At 56.9% G+C, this 25,415-nt stretch carries 37 protein-coding genes; 34 read left to right on the top strand and 3 right to left on the bottom strand.

Features of this window, described 5'->3' with window-relative positions:
• From DXT77_RS20715 to bfr, 31 genes are all read left to right on the top strand, one after another.
• On the top strand, positions 1-839 hold an 839-nt coding region (locus DXT77_RS20715; protein ID WP_119426915.1), incomplete at its 5' end, for an elongation factor Tu.
• Positions 840-996: 157 nt separating this feature from the next.
• Positions 997-1,308, top strand: coding sequence for a 30S ribosomal protein S10 (gene rpsJ, locus DXT77_RS20710; protein ID WP_003186070.1), 312 nt, complete (start codon positions 997-999; stop codon positions 1,306-1,308).
• An 80-nt stretch (positions 1,309-1,388) separates the two neighbouring features.
• A complete protein-coding gene (rplC, locus tag DXT77_RS20705; RefSeq protein ID WP_007955641.1) occupies positions 1,389-2,024 on the top strand; it encodes a 50S ribosomal protein L3 in 636 nt (211 codons plus the stop codon).
• Between the two features lie 12 nt (positions 2,025-2,036).
• On the top strand, positions 2,037-2,639 hold the full coding sequence (rplD, locus tag DXT77_RS20700; RefSeq protein ID WP_003228735.1) for a 50S ribosomal protein L4: 603 nt from the start codon (positions 2,037-2,039) through the stop codon (positions 2,637-2,639).
• Positions 2,636-2,935 carry a 50S ribosomal protein L23 gene (gene rplW, locus DXT77_RS20695; RefSeq protein ID WP_002555488.1) on the top strand — a complete coding sequence of 100 codons (300 nt, stop codon included), beginning with the start codon at positions 2,636-2,638 and terminating at the stop codon, positions 2,933-2,935. The genes rplD and rplW overlap by 4 nt, the downstream gene beginning before the upstream one ends.
• Before the next feature lie 14 nt (positions 2,936-2,949).
• A complete protein-coding gene (rplB, locus tag DXT77_RS20690) occupies positions 2,950-3,774 on the top strand; it encodes a 50S ribosomal protein L2 (RefSeq protein WP_016772943.1) in 825 nt (274 codons plus the stop codon).
• A gap of 16 nt (positions 3,775-3,790) precedes the next feature.
• Positions 3,791-4,066 carry a 30S ribosomal protein S19 gene (gene rpsS, locus DXT77_RS20685; RefSeq protein WP_011336172.1) on the top strand — a complete coding sequence of 92 codons (276 nt, stop codon included), beginning with the start codon at positions 3,791-3,793 and terminating at the stop codon, positions 4,064-4,066.
• Between the two features lie 11 nt (positions 4,067-4,077).
• The gene (gene rplV / locus DXT77_RS20680; RefSeq protein ID WP_003103908.1) at positions 4,078-4,410 is read left to right on the top strand and encodes a 50S ribosomal protein L22; all 333 of its coding nucleotides are present in this window, start codon (positions 4,078-4,080) and stop codon (positions 4,408-4,410) included.
• A gap of 13 nt (positions 4,411-4,423) precedes the next feature.
• Entirely contained in the window at positions 4,424-5,110 is a 687-nt protein-coding gene (gene rpsC / locus DXT77_RS20675; protein WP_085688068.1) for a 30S ribosomal protein S3, read from the top strand.
• A gap of 12 nt (positions 5,111-5,122) precedes the next feature.
• A complete protein-coding gene (gene rplP, locus DXT77_RS20670; RefSeq protein ID WP_003228729.1) occupies positions 5,123-5,536 on the top strand; it encodes a 50S ribosomal protein L16 in 414 nt (137 codons plus the stop codon).
• Positions 5,536-5,727 (top strand): 50S ribosomal protein L29, encoded by a 192-nt coding sequence (gene rpmC / locus DXT77_RS20665; RefSeq protein ID WP_002555481.1) that lies wholly within the window; start codon positions 5,536-5,538, stop codon positions 5,725-5,727. The genes rplP and rpmC overlap by 1 nt, the downstream gene beginning before the upstream one ends.
• A 2-nt stretch (positions 5,728-5,729) precedes the next feature.
• Positions 5,730-5,996, top strand: coding sequence for a 30S ribosomal protein S17 (gene rpsQ, locus DXT77_RS20660; protein WP_003194644.1), 267 nt, complete (start codon positions 5,730-5,732; stop codon positions 5,994-5,996).
• A gap of 23 nt (positions 5,997-6,019) precedes the next feature.
• Positions 6,020-6,388, top strand: coding sequence for a 50S ribosomal protein L14 (gene rplN, locus DXT77_RS20655; protein WP_002555479.1), 369 nt, complete (start codon positions 6,020-6,022; stop codon positions 6,386-6,388).
• An 11-nt stretch (positions 6,389-6,399) separates the two neighbouring features.
• Positions 6,400-6,714, top strand: coding sequence for a 50S ribosomal protein L24 (gene rplX / locus DXT77_RS20650; protein WP_003186046.1), 315 nt, complete (start codon positions 6,400-6,402; stop codon positions 6,712-6,714).
• 20 nt (positions 6,715-6,734) lie between these two features.
• Positions 6,735-7,274 carry a 50S ribosomal protein L5 gene (rplE, locus tag DXT77_RS20645; protein WP_003210069.1) on the top strand — a complete coding sequence of 180 codons (540 nt, stop codon included), beginning with the start codon at positions 6,735-6,737 and terminating at the stop codon, positions 7,272-7,274.
• Positions 7,275-7,287: 13 nt separating this feature from the next.
• Entirely contained in the window at positions 7,288-7,593 is a 306-nt protein-coding gene (rpsN, locus tag DXT77_RS20640; RefSeq protein ID WP_003228726.1) for a 30S ribosomal protein S14, read from the top strand.
• A 208-nt stretch (positions 7,594-7,801) separates the two neighbouring features.
• Complete coding sequence (rpsH, locus tag DXT77_RS20635; RefSeq protein ID WP_011336171.1) at positions 7,802-8,194, top strand: 30S ribosomal protein S8; 393 nt, start codon at positions 7,802-7,804, stop codon at positions 8,192-8,194.
• A gap of 12 nt (positions 8,195-8,206) precedes the next feature.
• Entirely contained in the window at positions 8,207-8,740 is a 534-nt protein-coding gene (gene rplF / locus DXT77_RS20630; protein WP_065259511.1) for a 50S ribosomal protein L6, read from the top strand.
• A 10-nt stretch (positions 8,741-8,750) separates the two neighbouring features.
• Entirely contained in the window at positions 8,751-9,101 is a 351-nt protein-coding gene (rplR, locus tag DXT77_RS20625; protein WP_003186037.1) for a 50S ribosomal protein L18, read from the top strand.
• Between the two features lie 3 nt (positions 9,102-9,104).
• Positions 9,105-9,605 (top strand): 30S ribosomal protein S5, encoded by a 501-nt coding sequence (gene rpsE, locus DXT77_RS20620; RefSeq protein ID WP_007955637.1) that lies wholly within the window; start codon positions 9,105-9,107, stop codon positions 9,603-9,605.
• Between the two features lie 2 nt (positions 9,606-9,607).
• The gene (gene rpmD / locus DXT77_RS20615) at positions 9,608-9,784 is read left to right on the top strand and encodes a 50S ribosomal protein L30 (RefSeq protein WP_003176408.1); all 177 of its coding nucleotides are present in this window, start codon (positions 9,608-9,610) and stop codon (positions 9,782-9,784) included.
• Between the two features lie 3 nt (positions 9,785-9,787).
• Positions 9,788-10,225, top strand: coding sequence for a 50S ribosomal protein L15 (gene rplO / locus DXT77_RS20610; RefSeq protein ID WP_003228720.1), 438 nt, complete (start codon positions 9,788-9,790; stop codon positions 10,223-10,225).
• Positions 10,226-11,554 carry a preprotein translocase subunit SecY gene (gene secY, locus DXT77_RS20605; RefSeq protein WP_003228718.1) on the top strand — a complete coding sequence of 443 codons (1,329 nt, stop codon included), beginning with the start codon at positions 10,226-10,228 and terminating at the stop codon, positions 11,552-11,554.
• Positions 11,555-11,581: 27 nt separating this feature from the next.
• Entirely contained in the window at positions 11,582-11,698 is a 117-nt protein-coding gene (gene rpmJ / locus DXT77_RS20600; RefSeq protein WP_002555468.1) for a 50S ribosomal protein L36, read from the top strand.
• A gap of 130 nt (positions 11,699-11,828) precedes the next feature.
• Complete coding sequence (rpsM, locus tag DXT77_RS20595; RefSeq protein WP_003186020.1) at positions 11,829-12,185, top strand: 30S ribosomal protein S13; 357 nt, start codon at positions 11,829-11,831, stop codon at positions 12,183-12,185.
• A gap of 30 nt (positions 12,186-12,215) precedes the next feature.
• Positions 12,216-12,605 carry a 30S ribosomal protein S11 gene (gene rpsK / locus DXT77_RS20590; RefSeq protein ID WP_002555466.1) on the top strand — a complete coding sequence of 130 codons (390 nt, stop codon included), beginning with the start codon at positions 12,216-12,218 and terminating at the stop codon, positions 12,603-12,605.
• Positions 12,606-12,623: 18 nt separating this feature from the next.
• Positions 12,624-13,244 (top strand): 30S ribosomal protein S4, encoded by a 621-nt coding sequence (rpsD, locus tag DXT77_RS20585; RefSeq protein WP_003176404.1) that lies wholly within the window; start codon positions 12,624-12,626, stop codon positions 13,242-13,244.
• Between the two features lie 22 nt (positions 13,245-13,266).
• Entirely contained in the window at positions 13,267-14,268 is a 1,002-nt protein-coding gene (gene rpoA, locus DXT77_RS20580) for a DNA-directed RNA polymerase subunit alpha (RefSeq protein ID WP_003186012.1), read from the top strand.
• A gap of 42 nt (positions 14,269-14,310) precedes the next feature.
• Complete coding sequence (gene rplQ, locus DXT77_RS20575) at positions 14,311-14,697, top strand: 50S ribosomal protein L17 (RefSeq protein ID WP_007955635.1); 387 nt, start codon at positions 14,311-14,313, stop codon at positions 14,695-14,697.
• 240 nt (positions 14,698-14,937) lie between these two features.
• Positions 14,938-16,392, top strand: a complete 1,455-nt coding sequence (locus tag DXT77_RS20570; protein ID WP_119428954.1) for a catalase — start codon at positions 14,938-14,940, stop codon at positions 16,390-16,392.
• A 149-nt stretch (positions 16,393-16,541) separates the two neighbouring features.
• Entirely contained in the window at positions 16,542-17,009 is a 468-nt protein-coding gene (gene bfr / locus DXT77_RS20565; protein ID WP_065259514.1) for a bacterioferritin, read from the top strand.
• A 66-nt stretch (positions 17,010-17,075) separates the two neighbouring features.
• Here bfr and uvrA read toward each other — a convergent pair whose 3' ends face one another.
• A complete protein-coding gene (uvrA, locus tag DXT77_RS20560; protein ID WP_119428953.1) occupies positions 17,076-19,910 on the bottom strand; it encodes an excinuclease ABC subunit UvrA in 2,835 nt (944 codons plus the stop codon).
• Positions 19,911-20,101: 191 nt separating this feature from the next.
• Between uvrA and DXT77_RS20555 the strand changes: the two genes are divergently transcribed.
• The 3 genes from DXT77_RS20555 to DXT77_RS20545 all read left to right on the top strand — a co-directional run bounded on the left by DXT77_RS20555 (position 20,102) and on the right by DXT77_RS20545 (position 23,501).
• Complete coding sequence (locus DXT77_RS20555; protein WP_119428952.1) at positions 20,102-21,499, top strand: MFS transporter; 1,398 nt, start codon at positions 20,102-20,104, stop codon at positions 21,497-21,499.
• A 9-nt stretch (positions 21,500-21,508) separates the two neighbouring features.
• Positions 21,509-22,027, top strand: coding sequence for a single-stranded DNA-binding protein (locus DXT77_RS20550; protein ID WP_007966163.1), 519 nt, complete (start codon positions 21,509-21,511; stop codon positions 22,025-22,027).
• 268 nt (positions 22,028-22,295) lie between these two features.
• On the top strand, positions 22,296-23,501 hold the full coding sequence (locus DXT77_RS20545) for an acyltransferase (RefSeq protein ID WP_119428951.1): 1,206 nt from the start codon (positions 22,296-22,298) through the stop codon (positions 23,499-23,501).
• 65 nt (positions 23,502-23,566) lie between these two features.
• Here the strand turns inward: DXT77_RS20545 and DXT77_RS20540 are convergent, their stop codons facing one another.
• Together DXT77_RS20540 and DXT77_RS20535 are read right to left on the bottom strand one after the other, a co-directional pair.
• Positions 23,567-24,724: a glutathionylspermidine synthase family protein gene (locus DXT77_RS20540; protein WP_119428950.1), complete on the bottom strand. Its 1,158-nt coding sequence runs from the start codon at positions 24,722-24,724 to the stop codon at positions 23,567-23,569.
• Positions 24,724-25,407 (bottom strand): DUF1190 domain-containing protein, encoded by a 684-nt coding sequence (locus tag DXT77_RS20535; protein ID WP_119428949.1) that lies wholly within the window; start codon positions 25,405-25,407, stop codon positions 24,724-24,726. The genes DXT77_RS20540 and DXT77_RS20535 overlap by 1 nt, the downstream gene beginning before the upstream one ends.
• Positions 25,408-25,415 lie beyond the last annotated feature (8 nt).

Raw genomic sequence — 25,415 nt, 5'->3', positions numbered from 1 at the left:
ACATCCTGCTGTCCCGTCAGGTAGGCGTTCCGTACATCGTGGTTTTCCTGAACAAGGCTGACCTGGTAGACGACGCAGAGCTGCTGGAACTGGTTGAGATGGAAGTTCGCGACCTGCTGTCCACCTATGACTTCCCAGGCGACGACACTCCGATCATCATTGGTTCGGCTCGTATGGCGCTGGAAGGCAAAGACGACAACGAAATGGGCACCAGCGCTGTCAAGAAGCTGGTGGAAACTCTGGACAGCTACATCCCAGAGCCAGAGCGTGCTATCGACAAGCCATTCCTGATGCCAATCGAAGACGTGTTCTCGATCTCGGGTCGCGGTACCGTAGTAACTGGTCGTATCGAGCGTGGTATCGTCCGCGTTCAGGACGCCCTGGAAATCGTTGGTCTGCGTGACACCACCACCACCACCTGCACCGGTGTTGAGATGTTCCGCAAGCTGCTGGACGAAGGTCGTGCTGGCGAGAACTGCGGCGTTCTGCTGCGTGGCACCAAGCGTGACGACGTTGAGCGTGGTCAGGTTCTGGTTAAGCCGGGTTCGGTTAAGCCTCACACCAAGTTCACCGCAGAAGTTTACGTTCTGAGCAAGGAAGAAGGCGGTCGTCACACTCCGTTCTTCAAAGGCTACCGTCCACAGTTCTACTTCCGTACTACTGACGTGACTGGTAACTGCGAGCTGCCAGAAGGCGTTGAAATGGTAATGCCAGGTGACAACATTCAGATGACTGTTACCCTGATCAAAACCATCGCGATGGAAGACGGTCTGCGTTTCGCTATCCGTGAAGGCGGTCGTACCGTCGGCGCTGGCGTCGTAGCCAAAATCATCGAGTAATCTCTTTTTTGAGATAGCTTCGATGAGTTGAAAAAGCCCCCGCTTAGCGGGGGCTTTTTTATTGGGTTGACACCTATCTGGGGCGTCTATAGAATTGCGCCTCCTTTTAACGGGCGTATTGCGCCCGGTGGGAATAGCAGCCGGAGTCTGAAATCCAATGCAAAATCAGCAAATCCGTATCAGGTTGAAGGCTTTTGACCATCGCCTGATCGACCAATCAACCCAGGAAATCGTGGAAACCGCGAAACGTACTGGTGCTCAAGTGCGTGGTCCAATTCCACTGCCTACCCGTAAAGAGCGGTTCACCGTTCTGGTTTCCCCGCACGTCAACAAAGACGCGCGTGACCAGTACGAAATCCGCACTCATAAGCGCGTTCTGGACATCGTCCAGCCAACGGATAAAACCGTTGATGCTCTTATGAAGCTTGATCTTGCGGCCGGTGTGGAAGTGCAGATCAGCCTCGGCTAAGACTCGGTCTTGGTCGTGTAACGCTCTGAAATGGGCGGCCATAGCGGGTGAAAGCCCCGTACACTCATGAGGTTTACAACATGACTATTGGTGTAGTCGGTCGTAAAGCGGGTATGACCCGTATTTTCACCGAAGAAGGTGTCTCCATTCCGGTCACGGTCATTGAGATCGAGCCGAATCGCGTCACCCAGTTCAAAACTGAAGAAACCGATGGCTATCGTGCAGTGCAAGTCACTGTCGGCGAGCGTCGTGCTTCCCGTGTTACAGCTGCTCAGGCTGGCCACTTCGCCAAGGCGAACGTTGCCGCTGGTCGTACCGTAATGGAATTCCGCCTTGAAGAAGGCGAGTACCAGGCCGGCGATCTGATCAACGCTGAAATCTTCGCTGCTGGTCAACTGGTTGATGTAACCGGTCAGTCCAAAGGTAAAGGCTTCCAGGGTACGATCAAGCGTTGGAACTTCCGCGGGCAAGATAACACCCACGGTAACTCCGTATCCCACCGCGTCCCAGGCTCTATCGGCCAGTGCCAGACTCCTGGTCGTGTATTCAAGGGCAAAAAAATGTCCGGTCATATGGGCGCTGAGCGCGTGACCGTGCAGTCCCTGGAAGTAGTGCGCGTGGACGCTGAACGCAATCTGTTGTTGGTCAAGGGTGCTGTTCCTGGCGCTACTGGCGGCAACCTGGTTGTACGTCCAGCAGCCAAGGCTCGCGGTTAAGGGGAAGCTGACATGCAATTAAATGTAAATGACGCTCAAGCGATCGAAGTTTCCGAACTGACATTTGGCGGCGAGTTCAACGAGACGCTGGTTCACCAAGCAGTCGTGGCCTACATGGCTGGCGGCCGTCAAGGTAGCAAGCAGCAAAAGACCCGTTCCGACGTTCGTGGTGGCGGTAAGCGCCCATGGCGTCAGAAAGGTACTGGCCGTGCTCGTGCCGGTACTATCCGCAGCCCAATCTGGCGCGGCGGCGGCACCACTTTCGCAGCTCGTCCACAGGATCACTCCCAGAAGCTGAACAAGAAGATGTACCGCGCTGCAATGCGTTCCATCCTTGCTGAGCTGGTGCGTACTGATCGTCTGGTCGTGGTTCAGGATTTCGCAGTTGAAACTCCGAAAACCAAAGACCTGCTGGGCAAACTGAACAACATGAGCCTGACCGACGTTCTGATCGTGTCTGACGCTGTTGATCAGAACCTGTACCTGGCTGCTCGCAACCTGCCACACGTAGATGTACGTGACGTGCAAGGTTCCGATCCAGTTAGTCTGATCGCATACGACAAGGTGTTGATCACCGTGTCGGCCGTGAAGAAATTCGAGGAGCTGCTGGGATGAACCAGGAACGCGTATTTAAAGTTCTGCTTGGCCCGCACGTTTCCGAGAAGGCTACGGTTCTGGCAGACAAGAAAGGCCAGTTCGTTTTCAAGGTTGCTACCGATGCAACCAAGCTGGAAATCAAGAAGGCCGTCGAAAGCCTGTTCAGCGTGAAAGTTGAGCGTGTTACTACCCTGAACGTTCTGGGTAAGAGCAAGCGCACCGCTCGCGGTCTGGGCAAGCGTAATGACTGGAAGAAGGCAGTTATCTCCCTTCAGCCAGGCCAAGATCTCGATTTCAGCAGCAGTGCTGAGTAAGGAAGGGGTGCATCATGGCAATCGTTAAATGCAAACCGACTTCCCCTGGCCGCCGTTTTGTGGTCAAGGTGGTCAACCAGGAGCTGCATAAAGGCGCTCCTCACGCACCGCTGCTCGAGAAAAAATCGAAGTCTGGTGGTCGTAACAACAATGGCCGCATTACCACTCGTCACATCGGTGGTGGTCATAAGCAGCATTACCGTATGGTCGATTTTCGTCGCAACGACAAAGATGGCATCGTCGCCACTGTCGAGCGTATCGAATACGATCCAAACCGTACTGCTCACATCGCACTGCTGTGCTACGCAGACGGCGAGCGCCGCTACATCATCGCCCCTAAAGGCGTGAGTGCTGGCGACCAGCTGATCGCAGGCGCTCTGGCTCCAATCAAGCCAGGCAACGCTCTGCAACTGCGCAACATTCCAGTCGGTTCTACCGTACACGGCATCGAACTGAAGCCAGGTAAAGGCGCACAGATCGCTCGTTCCGCTGGTGCTTCGGCTCAGCTGATCGCTCGTGAAGGTGTGTACGTTACCCTGCGTCTGCGTTCCGGTGAAATGCGTAAAGTGCTGGCTGAGTGCCGTGCGACCCTGGGCGAAGTCTCGAACTCCGAGCACAGCCTGCGTTCGCTGGGTAAAGCTGGTGCCAAGCGCTGGCGTGGCGTTCGCCCAACCGTTCGTGGTGTTGCCATGAACCCGGTTGACCACCCACATGGTGGTGGTGAAGGTCGTACCTCTGGTGGTCGTCATCCGGTATCGCCATGGGGCTTCCCGACTAAGGGCGCGAAGACTCGTGGTAATAAGCGTACCGACAAAATGATCGTCCGTCGTCGCAAGTAAATAGAGGGATACGACAGTGCCACGTTCTCTGAAAAAAGGTCCTTTTATTGATCTTCACCTACTGAAGAAGATCGAAGTGGCGGCGGAAAAGAACGATCGCAAACCAATTAAGACTTGGTCGCGCCGTTCGATGATCCTGCCACAAATGGTCGGTCTGACCATCGCAGTACACAACGGTCGTCAGCACGTCCCAGTTCTCGTTAACGAAGACATGGTCGGCCACAAACTGGGCGAGTTCGCCGGTACCCGCAACTATCGCGGGCACGTGGCAGACAAGAAAGCCAAGCGTTAAGGGGTAAGGAAATGGAAGTAGCCGCTAAGTTGTCGGGCGCTCGAATCTCCGCCCAGAAAGCCCGCTTGGTCGCCGACCAGATCCGCGGGAAGAAGGTGGGCGAAGCGCTCAACCTGTTGGCTTTCAGCAGTAAGAAAGCCGCCGAGATCATGAAAAAAGTGCTGGAGTCGGCCGTAGCCAACGCCGAGCATAACGAAGGCGCAGACGTTGATGACCTGAAGGTCAGCACCGTTTTCGTCAACGAAGGGCGTTCGCTGAAGCGCATCATGCCACGTGCCAAAGGCCGTGCTGATCGCATCGTCAAGCGGTCTTGCCATATCACTGTCAAGGTTGCTGACAAGTAACGGAGTCGAAGAGATGGGTCAGAAAGTACATCCCATTGGCATTCGCCTGGGAATCGTCAAGGAGCACACCTCCGTCTGGTACGCAGACGGTCGGACTTATGCGGACTATTTGCTCGCAGATCTGAAGGTGCGTGAGTATCTCCAAGACAAACTAAAAAGCGCGTCCGTAAGCCGTATCGATATCCATCGTCCGGCTCAAACTGCACGCATCACCATCCACACCGCTCGTCCAGGTATCGTTATCGGGAAGAAAGGTGAAGATGTTGAAAAACTGCGTCAGGACCTGACCAAGCAAATGGGTGTGCCTGTGCACATCAATATCGAAGAGATCCGCAAGCCGGAGCTCGACGGTATGCTGGTTGCCCAGAGCGTAGCTCAGCAGCTGGAGCGTCGTGTGATGTTCCGTCGCGCCATGAAGCGCGCCGTACAGAACGCCATGCGCATTGGTGCCAAAGGCATCAAAATCCAAGTGAGCGGTCGTCTCGGCGGTGCTGAAATCGCACGTACTGAATGGTATCGCGAAGGTCGTGTGCCACTGCACACCCTGCGTGCCGATATCGACTATGCCACCTACGAAGCTCACACCACCTACGGTGTGATCGGTGTAAAGGTTTGGATCTTCAAAGGCGAAGTAATTGGTGGTCGCCAAGAAGAACTGAAACCACAAGCACCAGCGCCTCGTAAAAAAGCTGCTAAGTAAGGGGTACGCCAAATGTTGCAACCAAAGCGTACGAAGTTCCGCAAGCAGATGACCGGCCACAACCGTGGTCTGGCACTGCGCGGTAGCAAAGTCAGCTTCGGCGAGTTCGCGCTGAAGTCTGTTGCTCGTGGTCGTCTCACCGCTCGTCAGATCGAGTCAGCGCGTCGTGCTCTGACCCGTCACGTAAAACGTGGTGGCAAGATCTGGATCCGTGTATTCCCGGACAAGCCGATCTCCAAGAAGCCTCTCGAGGTTCGTATGGGTAAAGGTAAGGGTAACGTGGAATACTGGGTTGCCCAGATTCAGCCAGGCAAAGTCCTGTATGAAATCGAGGGTGTTTCTGAAGAGCTGGCGCGTGAGGCTTTCGCCCTGGCTGCTGCAAAGCTGCCGCTCGCCACCTCCTTTGTTAAACGGACGGTGATGTGATGAAAGCGAATGAACTTCGTGAAAAATCCGCACAGCAGCTGAACGAGCAACTGCTCGGCTTGCTGCGCGACCAGTTCAATCTGCGCATGCAGAAAGCAACTGGCCAGTTGGGGCAGTCTCATCTGCTCTCGCAAGTTAAGCGTGACATCGCTCGCGTGAAGACTGTGCTCAACCAGCAGGCAGGTAAGTGATCATGGCTGAAGCCGAAAAAACTGTCCGTACGCTGACTGGCCGTGTTGTCAGCGACAAGATGGACAAAACCATCACCGTTCTGATCGAGCGTCGCGTTAAGCACCCGATCTACGGTAAATACGTTAAGCGTTCGACTAAGCTGCACGCGCACGACGAAACCAATCAGTGCCACATCGGCGACAAAGTCACTATTCGTGAAACTCGTCCGATGGCCAAGACCAAGTCTTGGGCGCTGGTTGATGTTCTCGAACGCGCTGTGGAAGTCTAAGGGCTAGGGGTCGGAGAAATTATATGATTCAGACTCAATCCATGCTCGATGTGGCCGATAACAGCGGCGCTCGCCGCGTTATGTGCATCAAGGTGCTGGGTGGCTCCCATCGTCGTTACGCTGGTATCGGTGACATCATCAAAGTTACCGTGAAGGAAGCAATTCCTCGCGGTAAAGTGAAAAAAGGCCAAGTGATGACTGCTGTTGTAGTCCGCACTCGTCACGGCGTACGTCGTGCTGATGGCTCCATTATCCGCTTTGATGGCAACGCTGCTGTTCTTCTGAACAACAAGCAAGAGCCGATCGGCACCCGTATCTTTGGGCCAGTGACCCGTGAACTTCGTACTGAGAAGTTCATGAAGATCGTCTCGCTCGCCCCAGAAGTGCTGTAAGGAGATCCGACATGCAAAAGATTCGTCGTGACGACGAGATCATCGTGATCGCCGGCAAAGACAAAGGTAAGCGCGGTAAGGTGCTGAAGGTTCTTGCTGACAACCGTCTGGTTGTTGGTGGTCTGAACCTGGTCAAGCGTCATACCAAGCCTAACCCGATGTCGGGCGTACAGGGCGGTATCGTCGAGAAAGAAGCGCCACTGCACGCTTCCAACGTCGCCATCTTCAACGGCGAAACCAACAAGGCTGACCGCGTTGGTTTCAAAGTAGAAGACGGTAAGAAAATTCGTGTCTTCAAGTCGACCCAAAAAGCGGTTGATGCTTGAACACTGCTAGGTAGAAGACCATGGCACGACTAAAAGAGATTTACCGGAAGGAAATCGCACCGAAACTTAAGGAAGAACTTAAGCTTTCGAACGTGATGGAAGTTCCGCGCGTTACCAAAATCACCCTGAACATGGGTCTGGGCGAAGCGATCGGCGACAAAAAAGTCATCGAGCACGCTGTTGCTGACCTGGAAAAGATCACCGGCCAGAAAGTCGTTGTGACCTACGCTCGCAAATCCATCGCTGGCTTTAAAGTCCGTGAAGGTTGGCCGATCGGCGTCAAAGTGACCCTGCGCCGTGAGCGTATGTACGAGTTCCTGGATCGTCTGCTGTCGATCTCCCTGCCTCGGGTTCGCGACTTCCGCGGCCTGAATGCCAAGTCCTTCGATGGTCGTGGCAACTACAGCATGGGCGTGAAAGAGCAGATCATTTTCCCGGAAATCGACTACGACAAGATCGATGCTCTCCGCGGTCTGGACATTACCCTGACCACCACTGCCAAGAACGATGACGAAGGCCGCGCTCTGCTGCGTGCTTTCAAATTCCCGTTCCGCAACTGATTGGAGTAGGAAAATGGCCAAGAAGAGCATGAAAAACCGTGAGCTGAAGCGTCAGCTCACCGTTGCCAAGTACGCCACCAAGCGTGCAGCGCTGAAAGCTATCATCGTTGATCTGAACGCAAGTCCAGAAGCGCGTTGGGAAGCTACCGTAGCTCTGCAGAAGCAGCCACGTGACGCAAGCGCTTCGCGCATGCGTAACCGCTGCCGCCTGACTGGTCGTCCGCACGGCGTTTACCGCAAGTTCGGCCTGGGCCGTAACAAGCTGCGTGAAGCTGCAATGCGTGGTGACGTTCCAGGTCTGGTTAAAGCCAGCTGGTAATTGCTGTCAAAGTCTCGATGGTCGGGGTCGTAAGAACCTGACCATCGGTGGCCTTGAACATGAATCAAGCCCCTTTTGGGGCTTGATTCATTTCTGGGGTGTGTCTAGAATGACCGGCTCGCCTGAGCCCGTGTTTTTATGCCCGGAATTTCTCGGCGACAAGTAGTAGCCGCAAGGCTAATTTTTCTGTATTAGGAGCGTCTAGCCCATGAGTATGCAGGACCCGTTAGCGGACATGCTAACTCGAATCCGTAATGCCCAGATGGCTGAAAAGTCCGTCGTAAGCATGCCTTCTTCCACGTTGAAGGTGGCTGTAGCTAAAGTCCTGAAGGACGAAGGTTACATCGCGGGTTATCAGATCAGCAGCGAAACCAAACCACTGCTGTCTATCGAGCTGAAATATTTCGAAGGCCGTCCGGTTATCGAAGAAGTCAAGCGCGTTAGCCGTCCAGGCCTGCGTCAGTACAAGTCCGTCGAAGAGCTGCCAAAAGTACGTGGCGGTCTCGGTGTGTCTATCGTCTCCACCAACAAAGGTGTGATGACTGATCGTGCTGCGCGCGCTGCCGGTGTCGGCGGCGAAGTTCTTTGCACTGTGTTCTAAGGGGGGATAAGCATGTCTCGCGTCGCTAAGAACCCCGTTAAGCTGCCAGCCGGTGTCGAAGTAAAATTCGCAGGCCAACAGCTTTCGGTGAAGGGTGCCAAGGGTACTCTTGAACTGAACGTCCATTCGTCCGTTGAGATCGTTGAAGAAGCCGGTGAGCTGCGTTTCGCTGCTCGCAATGGCGATCAGCAGACTCGCGCAATGGCCGGTACCACTCGTGCGTTGGTAAACAACATGGTCCAGGGCGTAAGCCAAGGCTTCGAGCGCAAGCTCCAGCTGGTCGGTGTTGGTTACAAAGCGCAAGCAAAAGGTCAGGTGCTGAACCTGGCTCTTGGCTTCTCGCACCCAGTGGATTACGAACTGCCGGAAGGCATCACCGCTGAGACTCCTAGCCAGACCGATATCCTGATCAAGGGCATCGACAAGCAGCTGGTAGGTCAAGTGGCCGCCGAGATCCGCGACTTCCGTCCACCAGAGCCGTACAAAGGCAAAGGTGTGCGCTACGCGGACGAAGTCGTCCGTCGTAAAGAAGCCAAGAAGAAGTAGGGCATAGCAAATGACCGACAAAAAAGTTACTCGACTGCGTCGCGCTCGCAAAGCACGCCTGAAAATGCACGAACTCGAAGTCGTGCGTCTCTGCGTGTTCCGCTCTTCGCAGCACATCTACGCCCAGGTCATTTCGGCCGACGGCAACAAAGTCCTGGCAAGCGCCTCGACTTTGGATAAAGAACTGCGTGATGGCGCCACTGGCAACATCGACGCGGCCACTAAGGTTGGCCAGCTGGTCGCTACGCGTGCTAAGGCCGCTGGCGTCTCGCAGGTGGCTTTCGACCGCTCTGGCTTCAAGTACCACGGCCGCGTAAAAGCGCTGGCTGATGCTGCTCGTGAAGCTGGGCTGGAGTTCTAAGTTATGTCAAATAACGACCAAAAGCGCGACGAAGGCTACATCGAGAAGCTGGTTCAAGTTAACCGCGTAGCCAAAACCGTTAAAGGCGGCCGTATCTTCACTTTCACCGCGTTGACCGTGGTTGGTGATGGTAAGGGCCGTGTTGGCTTCGGCCGTGGCAAGTCGCGTGAAGTGCCTGCTGCGATCCAGAAGGCAATGGAAGCTGCTCGCCGCAACATGATCCAGGTTGATCTGAACGGCACTACCCTGCAGTACGCAATGAAGTCTGCCCACGGCGCTTCGAAGGTGTACATGCAGCCTGCTTCTGAAGGTACCGGTATCATCGCTGGCGGCGCTATGCGTGCTGTCCTCGAAGTTGCTGGCGTTCAGAACGTTCTGGCCAAGTGCTACGGCTCGACTAACCCTGTAAACGTGGTTCACGCCACTTTCAAGGGTCTGAAGGCTATGCAGTCTCCTGAGTCCATCGCAGCCAAGCGTGGCCTGCGTGTTGAGGAGATCAAGTAATCATGGCTACCGTTAAAGTTACGCTGATCAAAAGCATGACCGGCCGCATCCCTAACCACAAACTGTGCGTTAAGGGTCTGGGTCTGCGTCGCATCGGTCACACTGTAGAAGTCCAGGATACTCCCGAGAATCGCGGGATGATCAACAAGGCTTACTACATGCTGCGTGTCGAGGGTTAATCGATGAAACTCAATGATCTGAGTCCAGCGCCGGGTTCCCGTCGCGAAAAGCATCGTCCGGGCCGTGGTATCGGTAGTGGTTTGGGTAAGACTGGTGGCCGTGGTCACAAAGGTCAGACCTCCCGCTCCGGTGGCACCATTGCTCCAGGCTTTGAAGGCGGTCAACAGCCGCTGCATCGTCGCCTGCCGAAGTTCGGTTTCGTTTCCCTGAAAGCCATGGATCGCGCAGAAGTGCGTCTGTCCGAGCTGGCTAAAGTGGAAGGCGACATCGTCACCGTGCAGTCCCTGAAAGATGCCAACGTGATCAACGTCAACGTACAGCGTGTGAAAATCATGCTGTCCGGTGAAGTGACTCGCGCTGTCACTATCGGCAAGGGAATCGGCGCCACCAAAGGTGCGCGTGCGGCTATCGAAGCAGCTGGCGGCAAGTTCGAGGAATAAATGGCTAAGCAAGGTGCTCTCTCTGCGCTCGGCAAAGGCGGTATGTCTGAACTCTGGGCTCGTCTGCGTTTTCTGTTCCTGGCGATTATCGTCTACCGAATAGGCGCACACATCCCGGTTCCAGGTATCAACCCGGACCGACTCGCGGACCTGTTTCGACAGAATGAGGGGACCATTCTTAGCTTGTTCAACATGTTTTCCGGCGGCGCGCTGGAGCGGATGAGCATCTTTGCACTGGGGATCATGCCGTACATTTCGGCATCGATCATCATGCAGCTGATGACCGCCGTCAGCCCGCAGCTGGAGCAGTTGAAGAAGGAAGGTGAAGCTGGCCGTCGCAAGATCAGCCAGTACACCCGCTACGGCACCGTCGTCCTCGCTCTCGTCCAGGCCATTGGCATGTCCATTGGCCTGGCGGGGCAGGGCGTTGCGTTCACTGGTGACTTTGGCTTCCATTTCGTCGCGGTATCCACGTTTGTGGCTGGTGCGATGTTCATGATGTGGCTGGGTGAGCAGATTACTGAGCGTGGTGTAGGCAACGGTATCTCGATGTTGATTTTTTCGGGAATCGTCGCCGGTCTTCCGAGAGCAATCGGGCAGTCTTTCGAGTCTGCGCGTCAGGGTGATATCAACATCTTCGCCCTGGTTGCCATCGGTTTGCTGGCAGTAGCGATTATCGGTTTCGTGGTGTTCATTGAGCGTGGTCAGCGTCGTATCGCTGTTCACTACGCCAAGCGTCAGCAAGGCCGCAAGGTTTTCGCTGCGCAGACTAGCCACTTGCCGCTGAAGGTGAACATGGCCGGCGTTATTCCGGCTATTTTCGCGAGCAGCATTCTGCTGTTCCCGGCTTCGTTGGGTGCCTGGTTTGGTCAGTCTGAAGGTATGGGCTGGTTGCAGGACATCTCGCAGTCGATCGCTCCTGGTCAGCCGTTGAATATTCTGCTGTTTAGTGCAGGGATTATTTTCTTCTGCTTCTTCTATACGGCGTTGATGTTCAATCCGAAAGACGTAGCGGAAAACCTGAAGAAGTCCGGTGCCTTTATTCCGGGCATCCGTCCAGGTGAGCAGTCTGCGCGCTACATTGATGGCGTTCTGACTCGCTTGACCATGTTCGGTGCTCTTTACATGACGGCCGTGTGCCTGTTGCCCCAGTTCCTGGTGGTTGCAGCAAACGTTCCGTTCTACCTTGGCGGGACCTCGTTGCTGATCGTGGTCGTGGTTGTGATGGACTTCATGTCCCAAGTACAATCGCACCTCGTTTCGCACCAGTACGAATCCCTGATGAAGAAAGCCAACCTGAAGGGTTACGGCAGCGGCATGTTGCGCTGAGTACCCATAAGGTTCGAGGAGTTGGTGATGAAAGTTCGTGCATCGGTGAAAAAGCTGTGCCGTAACTGCAAGATTATTCGCCGCGAAGGTGTTGTTCGAGTAATTTGCAGCGCGGAACCGCGTCACAAACAGCGCCAAGGCTGAGTGTGATTGTGCTTCAAGCCCGGCAGCTAGTGCGCTGCCGGGTTGATTATTTGTTATTACAGCGATATTATCTCGCGCCCTATTTCTTGGCTTCCGGGGCGTAGGTAGCTGTCAATTGGAGTCCCACTGAATGGCCCGTATTGCAGGCGTTAACATTCCAGATAACAAGCATACTGTTATCTCGCTGACCTACATCTATGGTGTTGGTCGCACTACTGCGCAGAAAATTTGTGCAGTGACTGGGGTAAACCCAGCAGCAAAGATCAAGGATCTGAGCGACGAGCAAATTGAACAGCTGCGTGGCGAAGTGGCGAAGTTCACCACTGAAGGTGACCTGCGTCGCGAAATCAACATGAAAATCAAGCGCTTGATGGACCTCGGTTGCTATCGCGGTCTGCGTCATCGTCGTGGTCTGCCAGTACGCGGTCAGCGTACCAAGACCAACGCGCGTACCCGTAAAGGTCCGCGTAAGCCGATCCGCAAGTAATCGCCCCAGCGAATCGACAGGAATTTAATCATGGCAAAACCTGCTGCTCGTCCTCGTAAAAAAGTTAAAAAGACAGTGGTTGATGGCATCGCCCACATCCATGCCTCTTTTAACAACACCATCGTGACCATTACCGACCGTCAAGGTAACGCTCTTTCCTGGGCTACCTCCGGTGGTTCGGGTTTCCGCGGTTCCCGCAAGTCCACCCCGTTCGCTGCTCAAGTAGCTGCTGAGCGTGCTGGTCAAGCTGCGCTGGAATATGGCCTGAAAAACCTCGACGTAAACGTCAAGGGCCCAGGTCCAGGTCGTGAATCCGCAGTCCGCGCTTTGAACGGCTGTGGCTACAAGATCGCCAGCATCACCGACGTGACGCCAATCCCGCACAACGGGTGCCGTCCGCCGAAGAAGCGCCGCGTGTAATCCAGGAGATTGTAAAGAATGGCTCGTTACATTGGTCCAAAATGCAAACTCGCTCGTCGCGAAGGCACCGATCTCTTCCTGAAGAGCGGCGTGCGCGCGATCGAATCGAAGTGCAACATTGAAGCAGCACCTGGTATCCACGGCCAACGCCGCGGTCGCCAGTCCGACTACGGCACCCAACTGCGTGAAAAGCAGAAGGTCCGTCGTATCTACGGCGTTCTCGAGCGTCAGTTCAGCGGCTACTACAAAGAAGCTGCTGGCAAGAAAGGTGCAACCGGTGAAAACCTGCTGCAACTGCTCGAATGCCGCCTGGACAACGTCGTATACCGTATGGGCTTTGGTTCGACTCGTGCCGAATCCCGTCAGCTGGTATCGCACAAGTCGATCAGCGTTAACGGTCAGACCGTAAACGTTCCTTCGTACCAGGTTCGTGCTGGTGACGTGGTCGCTGTTCGCGAGAAAGCAAAAAATCAACTTCGCATTGTCCAAGCTCTCGATCTGTGTGCTCAACGTGGCCGCGTAGAGTGGGTAGAAGTAGACACTGAGAAGAAGTCGGGCGTTTTCAAGAACGTTCCTGCTCGCAGTGATCTGTCCGCCGACATCAACGAAAGCCTGATTGTCGAGCTCTACTCCAAGTAAGGGCTAGAAAATAGGTGCATCCATGCAGATTTCGGTAAATGAGTTCCTGACACCCCGCCATATTGATGTGCAGGTTGTCAGTCCAACCCGCGCCAAGATCACTCTCGAGCCTCTCGAGCGTGGTTTCGGCCACACCCTGGGCAACGCGCTGCGCCGCATCCTGTTGTCCTCAATGCCCGGCTGCGCAGTAGTCGAGGCCGAGATTGACGGTGTGCTCCACGAGTACAGCGCCATCGAAGGTGTACAGGAAGACGTAATTGAAATCCTGTTGAACCTTAAAGGTCTGGCTATCAAGCTGCACGGCCGTGACGAAGTTACGCTGACCTTGTCGAAGAAGGGTTCGGGGGTGGTTACCGCTGCCGATATTCAGCTGGATCATGATGTCGAGATCGTTAATCCCGATCACGTAATCGCTAACCTGGCGTCTAACGGCGCCCTGAACATGAAGCTCACCGTAGCTCGTGGTCGTGGTTATGAACCAGCCGACTCGCGTCAGAGCGATGAAGACGAAAGCCGCAGCATCGGTCGCTTGCAGCTTGACTCTTCGTTCAGCCCGGTTCGCCGTATCGCATACGTGGTGGAAAACGCCCGTGTCGAGCAGCGTACCAACCTGGACAAGCTGGTTATTGATCTGGAAACCAACGGTACTCTGGATCCTGAAGAGGCTATCCGTCGTGCTGCAACCATCCTGCAACAGCAGTTGGCTGCGTTCGTCGACCTCAAGGGTGACAGTGAGCCAGTGGTTGTCGAGCAGGAAGACGAGATCGATCCGATCCTGCTTCGCCCGGTTGACGATCTGGAACTGACTGTACGTTCGGCTAACTGCCTTAAGGCGGAAAACATCTATTACATCGGTGACCTGATCCAGCGCACCGAAGTAGAGCTGTTGAAGACTCCGAACCTGGGCAAGAAATCCTTGACTGAAATCAAGGACGTTCTGGCCTCCCGCGGTCTGTCCCTCGGCATGCGCCTCGACAACTGGCCGCCTGCAAGTCTTAAGAAGGACGACAAGGCGACTGCCTGATCGTCGTAATCACCGAACGTAGTGTTTGGTAAGGAATGAACCATGCGTCATCGTAAAAGTGGTCGCCACCTGAGCCGCACCAGCTCGCACCGCAAGGCCATGTTCCAAAACATGGCAGTGTCGCTGTTCGAGCACGAGCTGATCAAAACTACTCTGCCAAAAGCCAAAGAACTGCGCCGCGTTGCCGAGCCGCTGATCACTCTGGCCAAGACAGACAGCGTTGCTAACCGTCGTCTGGCTTTCGACCGTACTCGTTCGAAAGCTATCGTTGGTAAGCTCTTCAACGACCTGGGCAAGCGTTACGCTACCCGTGAGGGTGGCTACCTGCGCATCCTCAAGTGCGGTTTCCGCGCTGGCGACAACGCGCCTATGGCGTACGTCGAACTGGTTGATCGTGCTGTCGGCGGCGAAGCTGTATCCGCTGAGTAAGACGTCAGTCTGAAACAAAGAACCGGGCCTAGTGCCCGGTTTTTTGTGCGCGTAAGAAATGCACCTTTCGTACAAGCTTCTACCCTGTTTGGGTCTGCACTATGTGCTGGGTTTCGTCATTAGTTATTTTCTATTGATTGCCATGAGTTAATGAATTTGTGGCTGTCATATTGATGATTGATACTCCACAACAAGCCGATTAGCCGGCGCAGTTCAAGACTGACAGAGGAAGAAGATCGCATGAGCCAGAACAAGACGCTTACGACCGCCAGCGGTGCGCCAGTCGCCGATAACCAGAACTCTCGCTCCGCCGGGCCGCGCGGACCGTTGCTGCTCGATGACTTTCATTTGATCGAGAAGCTTGCTCACTTCAACCGCGAAAACATTCCTGAGCGCCGTGTGCATGCCAAGGGTTCGGGCGCCTACGGTACCTTCACCGTCACTCGCGATATCACGCAATACACGAGCGCCAAGCTGTTCTCTGCTGTGGGTAAGCAGACGCCCACTTTCCTGCGATTCTCCACGGTGGGCGGTGAGCGTGGCTCGGCTGACACCGAGCGCGATCCTCGTGGTTTTGCCCTGAAGTTCTACACCGAAGAAGGCAACTGGGACATCGTTGGCAACAACACGCCCGTGTTCTTCATTCGTGATCCGCTGAAGTTTCCAGACTTTATCCACACCCAGAAACGCCTGCCGCAGAGCAACCTGAAAAGTGCGCAGATGATGTGGGACTTCTGGTCGCACTCGCCCGAGGCGCTGCATCAGGTCACCATTCTGTTCTCTGATCGCGGTATCCCGGATGGCTACCGTCATATGCACGGCTTCGGTAGCCACACTTACAGCTTGATCAGTGCACAAGGCGAGCGTCACTGGGTGAAGTGGCACTACAAGACCAAGCAAGGGATCAAGAACCTCGCGCCGGCAGATGCGGCACGCCTGGCGGGCACTGATCCGGATTACGCGCAGCGCGACCTGTTCGAGGCTATCGAGCGTGGTGACTTCCCGAAATGGAGCGTGTGCATCCAGATCATGACCGAGGCCCAGGCCGCGGCGCATTACGAGAACCCGTTCGACGTGACCAAAACCTGGTCGCAGAAGGAGTTCCCGCTGATCGAAGTCGGTGAGTTGGAGTTGAATCGCAATCCGCTGAACTACTTTGCTGAAGTCGAGCAAGCCGCGTTCGGCCCGAGCAACATGGTGCCAGGCGTCGGCCTCTCGCCGGATCGCATGCTGCAAGGCCGCGTGTTCGCTTATGCCGATGCGCATCGCTACCGTGTAGGCACCAATCACCAGCAACTGCCGGTAAACGCTCCGCGCAGCCCGGTCAACACCTACCAGCGGGATGGCTCGATGGCATTCGGCAGCAACGGTGGTGCGGCACCCAACTACGAGCCGAACAGTTACGTGGAGTCGCCGAAACAAGCGCCGCACTACGCCGAACCTGCACTGGCCTTGAGCGGTTCAGCTGATCGCTACGATCACCGCGAAGACACCGACTACTACAGCCACGCGGGAGCACTGTTCCGTTTGATGAGCGACGAGCAGAAAGCCTTGCTGGTCAACAATATCGCCGGTGCGATGGCCGGTGTTTCGAGTGACGTTGTGGACCGTCAGTTGCAGCATTTCTACAAGGCTGACCCGGCGTACGGAGAAGCAATCGCAAAGCTGCTCAACGTACAGCTTAACGAAGTCTAAACGAGAAGCAGAACCGCCCTCATTAGGGCGGTTTTTGCGTTATTTAACCTGCTTTTCTCAGAATATCTTCGCTTTTATTGCGCGAAGTAAGTGACCTTGCGGTCATGTTGGTTCAAACTACAGACTTTCAAGAAGGGAGATGTAGGGCGATGCAAGGCCACCCAGACGTTATCGATTACCTCAACACGTTGCTGACCGGCGAACTGGCCGCGCGTGACCAATATTTCGTTCACTCGCGGATGTATGAGGACTGGGGATTCACCAAGCTCTACGAACGAATCAACCACGAGATGGAAGAAGAAGCCGGTCACGCCGATGCGCTGATGCGCCGGATTCTCATGCTCGAAGGCACCCCGCGCATGCGTCCGGATGACCTGGATGTCGGCACCACGGTGGAAACCATGCTCGAAGCGGATCTGCGCCTCGAGTACAAGGTTCGTGCCGCACTGTGCAAAGGCATCGAGCTGTGCGAGAAGCACGGCGACTACGTAAGCCGCGATATCCTCAAACTTCAGTTGCACGACACTGAAGAAGATCACACCTACTGGCTTGAAAAGCAGTTGGGCCTGATCAAGTTGATCGGTATCCAGAATTACCTGCAATCCCACACGTCCTGATTGCAGCCGTTACAAAAAAAGCCCCTCTCACCGATGAAGTGACAGGGGCTTTTTCATGCCCGGCAATCAGGCCCGATCGCGGATCAGCAGTGGCTTGAGGTAATGACCGGTGTGAGATTGCTTCATCTCGGCCACTTCCTCCGGCGTACCGGTCGCGATGATCTGCCCGCCTTTCGAACCACCCTCGGGGCCGAGATCCACCAGCCAGTCGGCGGTCTTGATCACGTCAAGGTTGTGTTCGATCACGACCACGGTGTTGCCGTGGTCGCGCAGGCGATGCAGCACATCGAGCAATTGCTGGATATCTGCGAAGTGCAGACCGGTGGTCGGCTCATCGAGGATGTACAGAGTCTTGCCGGTATCGCGCTTGGATAGCTCGCGGGACAACTTGACCCGCTGCGCCTCACCACCGGACAGCGTGGTCGCCGACTGCCCGAGCTTGATGTACGACAGACCCACATCCATCAGCGTCTGCAGCTTGCGCGCCAGCGCCGGCACCGCGTCGAAGAACTCCCGCGCTTCCTCGATGGTCATCTCGAGGGTTTCGTGGATGCTCTTGCCCTTGTATTTGATCTCCAGGGTTTCGCGGTTGTAACGCTTACTCTTGCACACATCGCACGGCACGTAGATATCCGGCAGGAAGTGCATTTCCACCTTGATCAGGCCGTCGCCCTGGCAAGCCTCGCAACGACCGCCCTTGACGTTGAACGAGAAACGCCCCGGGCCATAACCACGGGAGCGGGACTCCGGCACGCCGGCAAACAGCTCGCGGATCGGCGTGAACAGCCCGGTGTAGGTCGCCGGGTTGGAGCGCGGCGTGCGACCGATCGGGCTCTGGTCGATATCGACGACCTTGTCCAGATGCTCCAGGCCCTTGATGCTGTCGTGCGCTGCCGCTTCCAGAGTGGTCGCGCCATTGAGGGCCGTGGCGCTCAGCGGAAACAGCGTGTTGTTGATCAGCGTCGACTTGCCGGAGCCGGAAACACCGGTCACGCATGTCAGCAGGCCGATCGGGATCTCGAGGTCGACATTGCGCAGGTTGTTGCCCCGCGCGCCCTTGAGCGACAGGACCTGTTTCTTGTTGCGCGGCGTGCGTTTGGCCGGCACTTCGATCTTGACCCGACCCGACAGGTATTTGCCGGTGAGCGAGTCCGGATGCGCCATGACTTCATCCGGCGTGCCTTCGGCGACGATCTGTCCTCCATGAACGCCGGCACCCGGACCGATATCCACTACGTAGTCAGCCAAGCGGATCGCATCTTCGTCGTGCTCGACCACGATGACCGTGTTGCCGATATCGCGCAGGTGCTTGAGGGTGCCGAGCAGACGGTCGTTGTCACGCTGGTGCAGGCCGATGGACGGCTCATCGAGGATGTACAGAACCCCGACCAGACCGGCGCCGATCTGGCTGGCCAGACGAATCCGCTGGGCCTCACCGCCGGACAGGGTATCGGCACTGCGATCCAGCGACAGGTAATCCAGCCCTACATTGACCAGGAACTGCAGACGCTCACGGATTTCCTTGAGAATCTTGTCGGCAATTTCGCCACGGCGGCCGGTCATCTTCAAATCGCCGAAGTAGTCGCAGGCATCACCGATCGGCAGGTTGGTCACCGCCGGCAGGGTTTTCTCGCCAACCCACACGTGCCGCGCTTCGCGACGCAGGCGGGTACCGCGGCAATCCGGGCAGGACTGGGTGCTGAGGAACTTCGCCAGTTCTTCACGCACACTGGCCGACTCGGTTTCGCGGTAGCGGCGTTCGAGGTTCGGCACGATGCCTTCGAACGGGTGCGAACGCTTGACGATGTCACCCCGGTCATTGAGGTACTTGAAGTCGACGTTCTGCGAACCGCTGCCATGCAGAATGTATTTCTGCTGATCCGCCGGCAGTTCGTTGAACGGCTGCTCCAGGCTGAAGCCGTAATGCGCAGCCAGTGAGCCAAGCATCTGGAAGTAATAGACGTTGCGCCTGTCCCAGCCACGTATTGCGCCTTCGGCCAGGGTCAGCTCACCGTTGACCAGACGCTTGATGTCGAAGAACTGCTTCACCCCCAGACCGTCACAGGTCGGGCAGGCGCCGGCCGGGTTGTTGAAGGAAAACAGCTTGGGTTCCAGCTCGCTGATCGCGTGGCCGCAGATCGGGCAGGCGAAGCGCGCGGAGAAGATCATCTCTTCACCCGGCTCGTCGTCCATCGGTGCCACCAGGGCGATGCCATCGGCCAGCTTCAGTGCGGTCTCGAAGGACTCGGCCAGACGCTGCTGCAAATCTGCGCGAACCTTGAAGCGGTCAACCACGACTTCAATGGTGTGCTTTTTCTGTTTATCCAGCTTTGGCAGCTCGTCGAGCTCACAGAGCCGGCCGTTGACCCGGGCGCGGACGAAGCCCTGGGCGCGCAGCTCTTCGAACACCGAAAGATGTTCACCCTTGCGCTCACGGATCACTGGCGCCAGAAGCATCAGCTTGCTGCCTTCCGGCTGTGCCAGCACCAGGTCAACCATCTGGCTGACGGTCTGGGCTTCCAGCGGAATGTCGTGATCCGGGCAGCGCGGCGTACCGACGCGTGCATAAAGCAGACGCAGGTAGTCGTAGATTTCGGTGATGGTGCCGACCGTGGAGCGCGGGTTGTGCGAGGTCGACTTCTGTTCGATGGAGATCGCCGGCGACAGGCCTTCGATGGTGTCGACGTCGGGTTTTTCCATCATCGACAGGAACTGCCGGGCATAGGCCGACAGGGATTCGACATAGCGGCGCTGACCTTCGGCATAGAGCGTGTCGAAGGCCAGGGACGACTTGCCGGATCCGGACAGGCCGGTGATGACGATCAGTTTGTCCCGTGGCAGGGTCAGGTCGATGTTCTTCAGGTTGTGGGTACGGGCCCCACGTATCAGGATCTTGTCCAAAGTGGCCTCGCTCGGCGGGCGTCGAAAACACAGGAGTATACGGCCAAATACTGGATGGATGCACACTATCGAATGAAGGGTTTTCCACCTTGCATGAAGAGAGTTTCATCTATACGCGTCATAGCGTCGCGATATACCCCGTCTTTCGATGGGACTGGTAGAATCGCCGCCGGTTCACACGAGGTTTTTCCATGCACGATCCCCACAGCGAACGCATGAGTGGCAGCGAGACCCGCGCGGCGAGCGGTCTGGCCCTGGTGTTCGCCTTCCGTATGCTTGGCATGTTCATGGTGCTGCCGGTACTGGCGACCTATGGCATGGATCTGGCGGGAGCGACCCCGGCCCTCATCGGGCTGGCGATTGGCGCTTACGGCCTGACCCAGGCGATTTTCCAGATCCCGTTCGGGATCATCTCCGACCGTATCGGTCGTCGCCCGGTGATTTACCTGGGGCTGATCGTCTTTGCCCTCGGCAGCGTGCTGGCGGCCCAGGCCGACTCGATCTGGGGCGTGATTGCCGGTCGGATCCTGCAGGGTGCCGGCGCGATTTCCGCAGCGGTCATGGCACTGCTTTCCGACCTGACCCGCGAACAGCACCGCACCAAGGCCATGGCGATGATCGGCATGACCATCGGCCTGTCGTTCGCCGTGGCCATGGTGGTCGGTCCGTTGCTGACCCGCGCATTCGGTCTTTCCGGCCTGTTCCTGGCCACCGGCGGCATGGCGCTGGTGGGTATCGTGATCGTGCTGTTCATGGTGCCGAAATCCACCGGGCCGCTGAGTCATCGTGAGTCCGGCGTGGCGCGCCAGGCATTGATGCCGACGCTCAAGCACCCGGACCTGCTGCGCCTGGATCTCGGCATTTTTGTGTTACATGCGATGTTGATGTCGAGCTTCGTCGCGCTGCCCCTGGCCTTGGTGGAAAAAGCCGGGCTGCCCAAGGAACAGCACTGGTGGGTCTACCTTACGGCCCTGTTGATCTCCTTCTTCGCCATGATCCCGTTCATCATCTACGGCGAGAAGAAACGCAAAATGAAACGAGTTTTGCTCGGCGCTGTCATGACGCTGATGCTCACTGAGCTATTCTTCTGGCAGTTCGGTGACAGCCTGCGGGCTCTGGTGATCGGGACGGTGGTGTTCTTTACCGCGTTCAATCTGCTGGAAGCCTCGCTGCCGTCGCTGATCAGCAAGGTTTCACCGGCAGGTGGCAAGGGCACGGCCATGGGCGTGTACTCCACCAGCCAGTTCCTCGGTTCGGCACTCGGCGGGATTCTTGGCGGCTGGATGTTCCAGCATGGCGGTCTGTCGGTTGTGTTCCTCGGATGTGCCGGGCTGGCTGCCATCTGGCTGGCCTTTGCTGTTACCATGCGCGAACCACCCTACGTGACGAGCCTGCGCTTGCCGTTGTCGCCCGAGGCGATCCGCGAAGCGGGTCTGGTCGAGCGCCTCAGGGCCCTCGTAGGGGTAACAGATGCAGTGATAGTCGCCGATGAAGCGGCTGTTTACATCAAACTGGATAAAGAATTAGTGGATCGCGACACCCTCGAACGCCTGGTGAACAACCCGGCCGGGGCTGCTTGCGAAGCCTAGGAGAACGTTATGGCCCGTGGGGTTAACAAAGTCATATTGGTCGGCACTTGCGGCCAGGATCCCGAAGTTCGCTACTTGCCTAACGGTAACGCCGTGACCAACCTGAGTCTGGCAACCAGCGAACAGTGGACCGACAAGCAGACCGGTCAGAAGGTCGAGAAGACCGAGTGGCACCGCGTATCGATGTTCGGCAAGGTCGCCGAAATCGCCGGCGAATACCTGCGCAAGGGTTCGCAGGTGTACATCGAAGGCAAGCTGCAGACCCGTGAGTGGGAAAAAGACGGCATCAAGCGTTACACCACCGAGATCGTGGTCGACATGCAAGGCACCATGCAACTGCTGGGCGGCCGTCCACAACAGGGCGACCAACAAGGCGGTGGCAACAACTATCAGCAACAGGCGCCACGCCAGCAGGCTCCGCGTCCGCAGCAGTCGGCTCCTCAGCAGCGTCCGGCCCCGGCTCCACAGCAGGCCGCACCGCAACCGGCTCCGGATTTCGACAGCTTCGATGACGATATTCCGTTCTGATCGAAGTCGCTGAACCAGGCCCGGTCTGGATTCGAAGCCCCCGCATTGCGGGGGCTTCGTCGTTTTGACGGTTGCACACGGCTTTGGGATGTTCGTGAACTGACTGAACAGTTCCGGCGCTCAGGGCGGTAAAGTTCCGCGAAGAGTCTTGAAGGCAGCGGCAAGCCGATCCATGATCGGTCCCGGCGCTTTCGGGCCCGTCCATTTTTGCAAGAGCGGGCTCCCCGGCATCGGGTGTCAGTTCTCATCACAAGAACAAGAGAAACCGATGAGCAGTAGCAAGAACAAGGAAATCGAGTACCTGCGCGGTGTGGCCATCCTGATGACGGTGTTTACCCACAGCACGCAGCTACTGCCATTTCATGGCGCGTTCATGGAAAAGCTGTTCAACGTGTATTCCCCCTGGTCAGGGGTGGATCTGTTCTTCTGTATTTCAGGTTTTGTCGTCAGCAAGGCCTACCTCGACTATTTCGACAGCAACCGCGAGCAGAGCCGCTTCGGTCTCGCCGCAACGTCATTCTGGATTCGACGGGCCTACCGCCTGCTGCCCACTGCCTGGCTGTGGGTGCTGATACCGTTGGTATTCTCGATCTTCTTCAACCAGTCCAATGCGTTCCAGTCGTGGTTCGACAATGTGCGCAGCTTCACCGCCGTCGCGACATTCACCGGTAACCTGGCGAACCAGTACGGTGCGATCCTGGGTCCAAACTCGGTGTATTGGAGCCTGGCGCTGGAGGAGCAGTTCTACTTCATTTTTCCGCTGTTCCTGCTGTTGATCACTTCGACACGCTGGCGGGTGATCGCCTTGATCACGCTGATCGCCGTGCAGTTTCCGCTGGATCGCAATGCCTTTGGCGCAGCGCCGGCCAGCATGCTGTTTTCGTTCCGTCTCGACGCCATGATGTGGGGCATCCTGCTCTGCCTGTTCACGCGCACATCCTTGTACAAGGACATCGAGCCTGTGGCGTTGGGTGGCAACCTGTTCAAGCGGCTGGGTATCACGCTGTTCCTGCTGTACATGTTGGGCGCCATTGCCGGTCAGCTCATCGCAACACCGATCGCGGTCGGGCTGTTGGCTATCAATGCATTGATCCTTGTCTGGCTCTCCAGTTACCAGAAGGGCTACATCTACTGCCCGGCCATCTTGAGCGGGCTCGGCCAATGGCTGGGTTCGCGTTCCTATGCCTTGTACGTCGTGCACGTATTTGCCTACCACTTGAGCACCGAGATCTGGACGCGTGTGGCCCGCGAGCGTGGCGTCGAACTGGGCAGCGAGTTCACGGTTCAGCTGTTGCTGACGTCGTTCGCGATCATGGTGGTGTGCAGCGAGTTGAACTATCGTTTTGTCGAAACCCCATTGCGTCGTCGCGGTGCGGAAATCGCGCGGCGGAGAATGGCCGGGGTCATCACCGCCGAGTCAGTCAAGGAAACGCCTGCGTCCGAGGTGCCGGCACGCCCGACCGAGCTGTCGTAACCGGCGCCGGAAACGAAAAAACCGTAGCGCGCAAACGCTACGGGTTTTTTATTGTCAGCCTCGAATCAGTCAAGAATCAGGTGCGGTAAAAAACGGCTCGAGTCCTTGGTGATCAGACTGTTGTCTTCGCGCACGCCGATTCCTGCGGCCTGGTCGCCAATCACCCAGGAACCGATCAGCGTGTAGCTGTCATCGAACCTTGGCAGTGGCGCAAATTCCTGCAGGATGAAGGGCGCATCCGTGTAGGGACCATCCTCTTTGACGATCAGACCCTCGGCAGTTTGCAGCTCGATGTTGGCACCTTCCCGGGAGAAGTACGGTTTGCGTACCCAGCCTTTCGGCACTGCGCTGCCCGGATTCGGATCGAGATGAGCGGCCAGCAGATTCGGATGGCCTTTGTGCATTTCCCAAAGCAGGGGCAGGGCGCCTTTATTGGAGAGAATGGCCTTCCATGCCGGTTCGAAAAACTGCGTATCGCAATCGGCAATGGCTGCGCCGAACGGCTCGTGGAAGATGAACTCCCAGGCGTGCAGCTTGAACAGGTGCGGGATCCAGCGATCTTCGAGGTCGACGAAACGTCCTTCGGTTGTCAGGCCGATGTCTTCAATATCGATGTGCCGCGATTCGATGCCGACCTTTTCCGCGATCAATCGCAGGTAGTCCGTGGTGCCCTTGTCCTCGACCGAGCCTTTCATCGAGGCAAAGTAGAACGGGCGCTTGAGCTTCAGCGCGGCAAAGGCCTCATGCAGTCGGGTGTCGATGCTGTTGAACTGGTCGGCATGGCGCGGCAGCATCCCGCGCTCGATGCACTGCTCAAGCCAGCCCCACTGGAATGCGGAGGCCTCATAAAGACTGGTGGGCGTGTCGTAATTGAGCTCCAGCAGTTTCGCCGGGCCGTTGCCGCTGTAGGAGAAGTCCATGCGTCCGTACAGATGCGGATGACCTTCCAGCCAGGACGTTCGGATCATGTCGTAGTACGGCGCGGGGATGCTCAGGCGATCGAGCAGTTCCTCACTGCGCACGACCCGGTCCACCAAGTCCATGCACATCTCGTGCAGTTCGGTGGTCGGATCCTCGAGATCGTTCTCGATCTGTGCAAGCGTGAACTGATAGTACGCGCGCTCGTCCCAGTAGGGCTCGTCGTCGATGGTGTGAAACAGAAAACCGAGGCTTTCGGCCGTCTGTTTCCAGTCGTGGCGCTCGGCGCAATGGATCTTCTTCATCAGCTGCTCGAACTGCCCCAGCCGCCCCAACCGCTGCGTGCGCTGGACTGGCTGCCGAAACCGCCCCGGGAGGTAGAGGATGCCACGTTGACCGATTTACTACGGGAGCTGGTGTAGTCCGAATTGCTGCGCGTGGTCGGAGCCGATTCGATCCGCCGGTTCAGCGTCGAAGTGTCGTACGTCTGGCGCGTATCGCGATCGCGATAAACCGTCCGCGAGTTGTTGCTCATGGCGTTACCGATCAGCCATCCGGTGAGCCAGCCGTTGCTCGATCCGCCACCGCTGGAGACGTGGGTCGTGTTCTGAGTGGTCTGCACTGGCTCGGCATTGCCTTCCGGCATCTGCGCATTGGCAATTGCATCGAGGTTCTGTGCCGGCTCGGTGTTTTGCGGCACCTTGAAACCACCGAGCTTCGGCACAAAGCGGCCGTCGGAATTTTTCTGACACCAGCCAGCGGCGAAGTCCGCGTCGCACTTCGCTTTGTCGTCATAAGCAGGGGCGATGCGCCGGTGTTCGGCCAGAGCCGCGACGTAGGCATTCGAGCAGGCATCGGCAGCCACTTCGGCGTCGACACACTGTTCCACGCTCTGGAAGTTGCGTTGTTCCTGGGCGGCCGCTTCACCGGAAATCGCCAGGGCCACCGAGGCGGCCAGGGATAGTTGAACGTACTTGCTTCGTTTCATCTCGGGCT

Origin of the sequence: Pseudomonas sp. 91RF, from assembly GCF_003576265.1 — a bacterium.
Classification (GTDB): Bacteria; Pseudomonadota; Gammaproteobacteria; order Pseudomonadales; family Pseudomonadaceae; genus Aquipseudomonas; species Aquipseudomonas kribbensis.
The sequence above is the reverse complement of the archived record's forward strand: the minus strand, read 5'-3'. Positions and strand labels throughout refer to the sequence as shown.

Coding starts and splice junctions, on each gene's coding strand:
- rpsJ (WP_003186070.1), top strand. CDS start 997: ATGCAAAATCAGCAAATCCGTATCAGGTTGAAGGCTTTTGACCATCGC.
- rplC (WP_007955641.1), top strand. CDS start 1,389: ATGACTATTGGTGTAGTCGGTCGTAAAGCGGGTATGACCCGTATTTTC.
- rplD (WP_003228735.1), top strand. CDS start 2,037: ATGCAATTAAATGTAAATGACGCTCAAGCGATCGAAGTTTCCGAACTG.
- rplW (WP_002555488.1), top strand. CDS start 2,636: ATGAACCAGGAACGCGTATTTAAAGTTCTGCTTGGCCCGCACGTTTCC.
- rplB (WP_016772943.1), top strand. CDS start 2,950: ATGGCAATCGTTAAATGCAAACCGACTTCCCCTGGCCGCCGTTTTGTG.
- rplV (WP_003103908.1), top strand. CDS start 4,078: ATGGAAGTAGCCGCTAAGTTGTCGGGCGCTCGAATCTCCGCCCAGAAA.
- rpsC (WP_085688068.1), top strand. CDS start 4,424: ATGGGTCAGAAAGTACATCCCATTGGCATTCGCCTGGGAATCGTCAAG.
- rplP (WP_003228729.1), top strand. CDS start 5,123: ATGTTGCAACCAAAGCGTACGAAGTTCCGCAAGCAGATGACCGGCCAC.
- rpmC (WP_002555481.1), top strand. CDS start 5,536: ATGAAAGCGAATGAACTTCGTGAAAAATCCGCACAGCAGCTGAACGAG.
- rpsQ (WP_003194644.1), top strand. CDS start 5,730: ATGGCTGAAGCCGAAAAAACTGTCCGTACGCTGACTGGCCGTGTTGTC.
- rplN (WP_002555479.1), top strand. CDS start 6,020: ATGATTCAGACTCAATCCATGCTCGATGTGGCCGATAACAGCGGCGCT.
- rplX (WP_003186046.1), top strand. CDS start 6,400: ATGCAAAAGATTCGTCGTGACGACGAGATCATCGTGATCGCCGGCAAA.
- rplE (WP_003210069.1), top strand. CDS start 6,735: ATGGCACGACTAAAAGAGATTTACCGGAAGGAAATCGCACCGAAACTT.
- rpsN (WP_003228726.1), top strand. CDS start 7,288: ATGGCCAAGAAGAGCATGAAAAACCGTGAGCTGAAGCGTCAGCTCACC.
- rpsH (WP_011336171.1), top strand. CDS start 7,802: ATGAGTATGCAGGACCCGTTAGCGGACATGCTAACTCGAATCCGTAAT.
- rplF (WP_065259511.1), top strand. CDS start 8,207: ATGTCTCGCGTCGCTAAGAACCCCGTTAAGCTGCCAGCCGGTGTCGAA.
- rplR (WP_003186037.1), top strand. CDS start 8,751: ATGACCGACAAAAAAGTTACTCGACTGCGTCGCGCTCGCAAAGCACGC.
- rpsE (WP_007955637.1), top strand. CDS start 9,105: ATGTCAAATAACGACCAAAAGCGCGACGAAGGCTACATCGAGAAGCTG.
- rpmD (WP_003176408.1), top strand. CDS start 9,608: ATGGCTACCGTTAAAGTTACGCTGATCAAAAGCATGACCGGCCGCATC.
- rplO (WP_003228720.1), top strand. CDS start 9,788: ATGAAACTCAATGATCTGAGTCCAGCGCCGGGTTCCCGTCGCGAAAAG.
- secY (WP_003228718.1), top strand. CDS start 10,226: ATGGCTAAGCAAGGTGCTCTCTCTGCGCTCGGCAAAGGCGGTATGTCT.
- rpmJ (WP_002555468.1), top strand. CDS start 11,582: ATGAAAGTTCGTGCATCGGTGAAAAAGCTGTGCCGTAACTGCAAGATT.
- rpsM (WP_003186020.1), top strand. CDS start 11,829: ATGGCCCGTATTGCAGGCGTTAACATTCCAGATAACAAGCATACTGTT.
- rpsK (WP_002555466.1), top strand. CDS start 12,216: ATGGCAAAACCTGCTGCTCGTCCTCGTAAAAAAGTTAAAAAGACAGTG.
- rpsD (WP_003176404.1), top strand. CDS start 12,624: ATGGCTCGTTACATTGGTCCAAAATGCAAACTCGCTCGTCGCGAAGGC.
- rpoA (WP_003186012.1), top strand. CDS start 13,267: ATGCAGATTTCGGTAAATGAGTTCCTGACACCCCGCCATATTGATGTG.
- rplQ (WP_007955635.1), top strand. CDS start 14,311: ATGCGTCATCGTAAAAGTGGTCGCCACCTGAGCCGCACCAGCTCGCAC.
- DXT77_RS20570 (WP_119428954.1), top strand. CDS start 14,938: ATGAGCCAGAACAAGACGCTTACGACCGCCAGCGGTGCGCCAGTCGCC.
- bfr (WP_065259514.1), top strand. CDS start 16,542: ATGCAAGGCCACCCAGACGTTATCGATTACCTCAACACGTTGCTGACC.
- DXT77_RS20555 (WP_119428952.1), top strand. CDS start 20,102: ATGCACGATCCCCACAGCGAACGCATGAGTGGCAGCGAGACCCGCGCG.
- DXT77_RS20550 (WP_007966163.1), top strand. CDS start 21,509: ATGGCCCGTGGGGTTAACAAAGTCATATTGGTCGGCACTTGCGGCCAG.
- DXT77_RS20545 (WP_119428951.1), top strand. CDS start 22,296: ATGAGCAGTAGCAAGAACAAGGAAATCGAGTACCTGCGCGGTGTGGCC.
- DXT77_RS20540 (WP_119428950.1), bottom strand. CDS start 24,724: ATGAAGAAGATCCATTGCGCCGAGCGCCACGACTGGAAACAGACGGCC.
- DXT77_RS20535 (WP_119428949.1), bottom strand. CDS start 25,407: ATGAAACGAAGCAAGTACGTTCAACTATCCCTGGCCGCCTCGGTGGCC.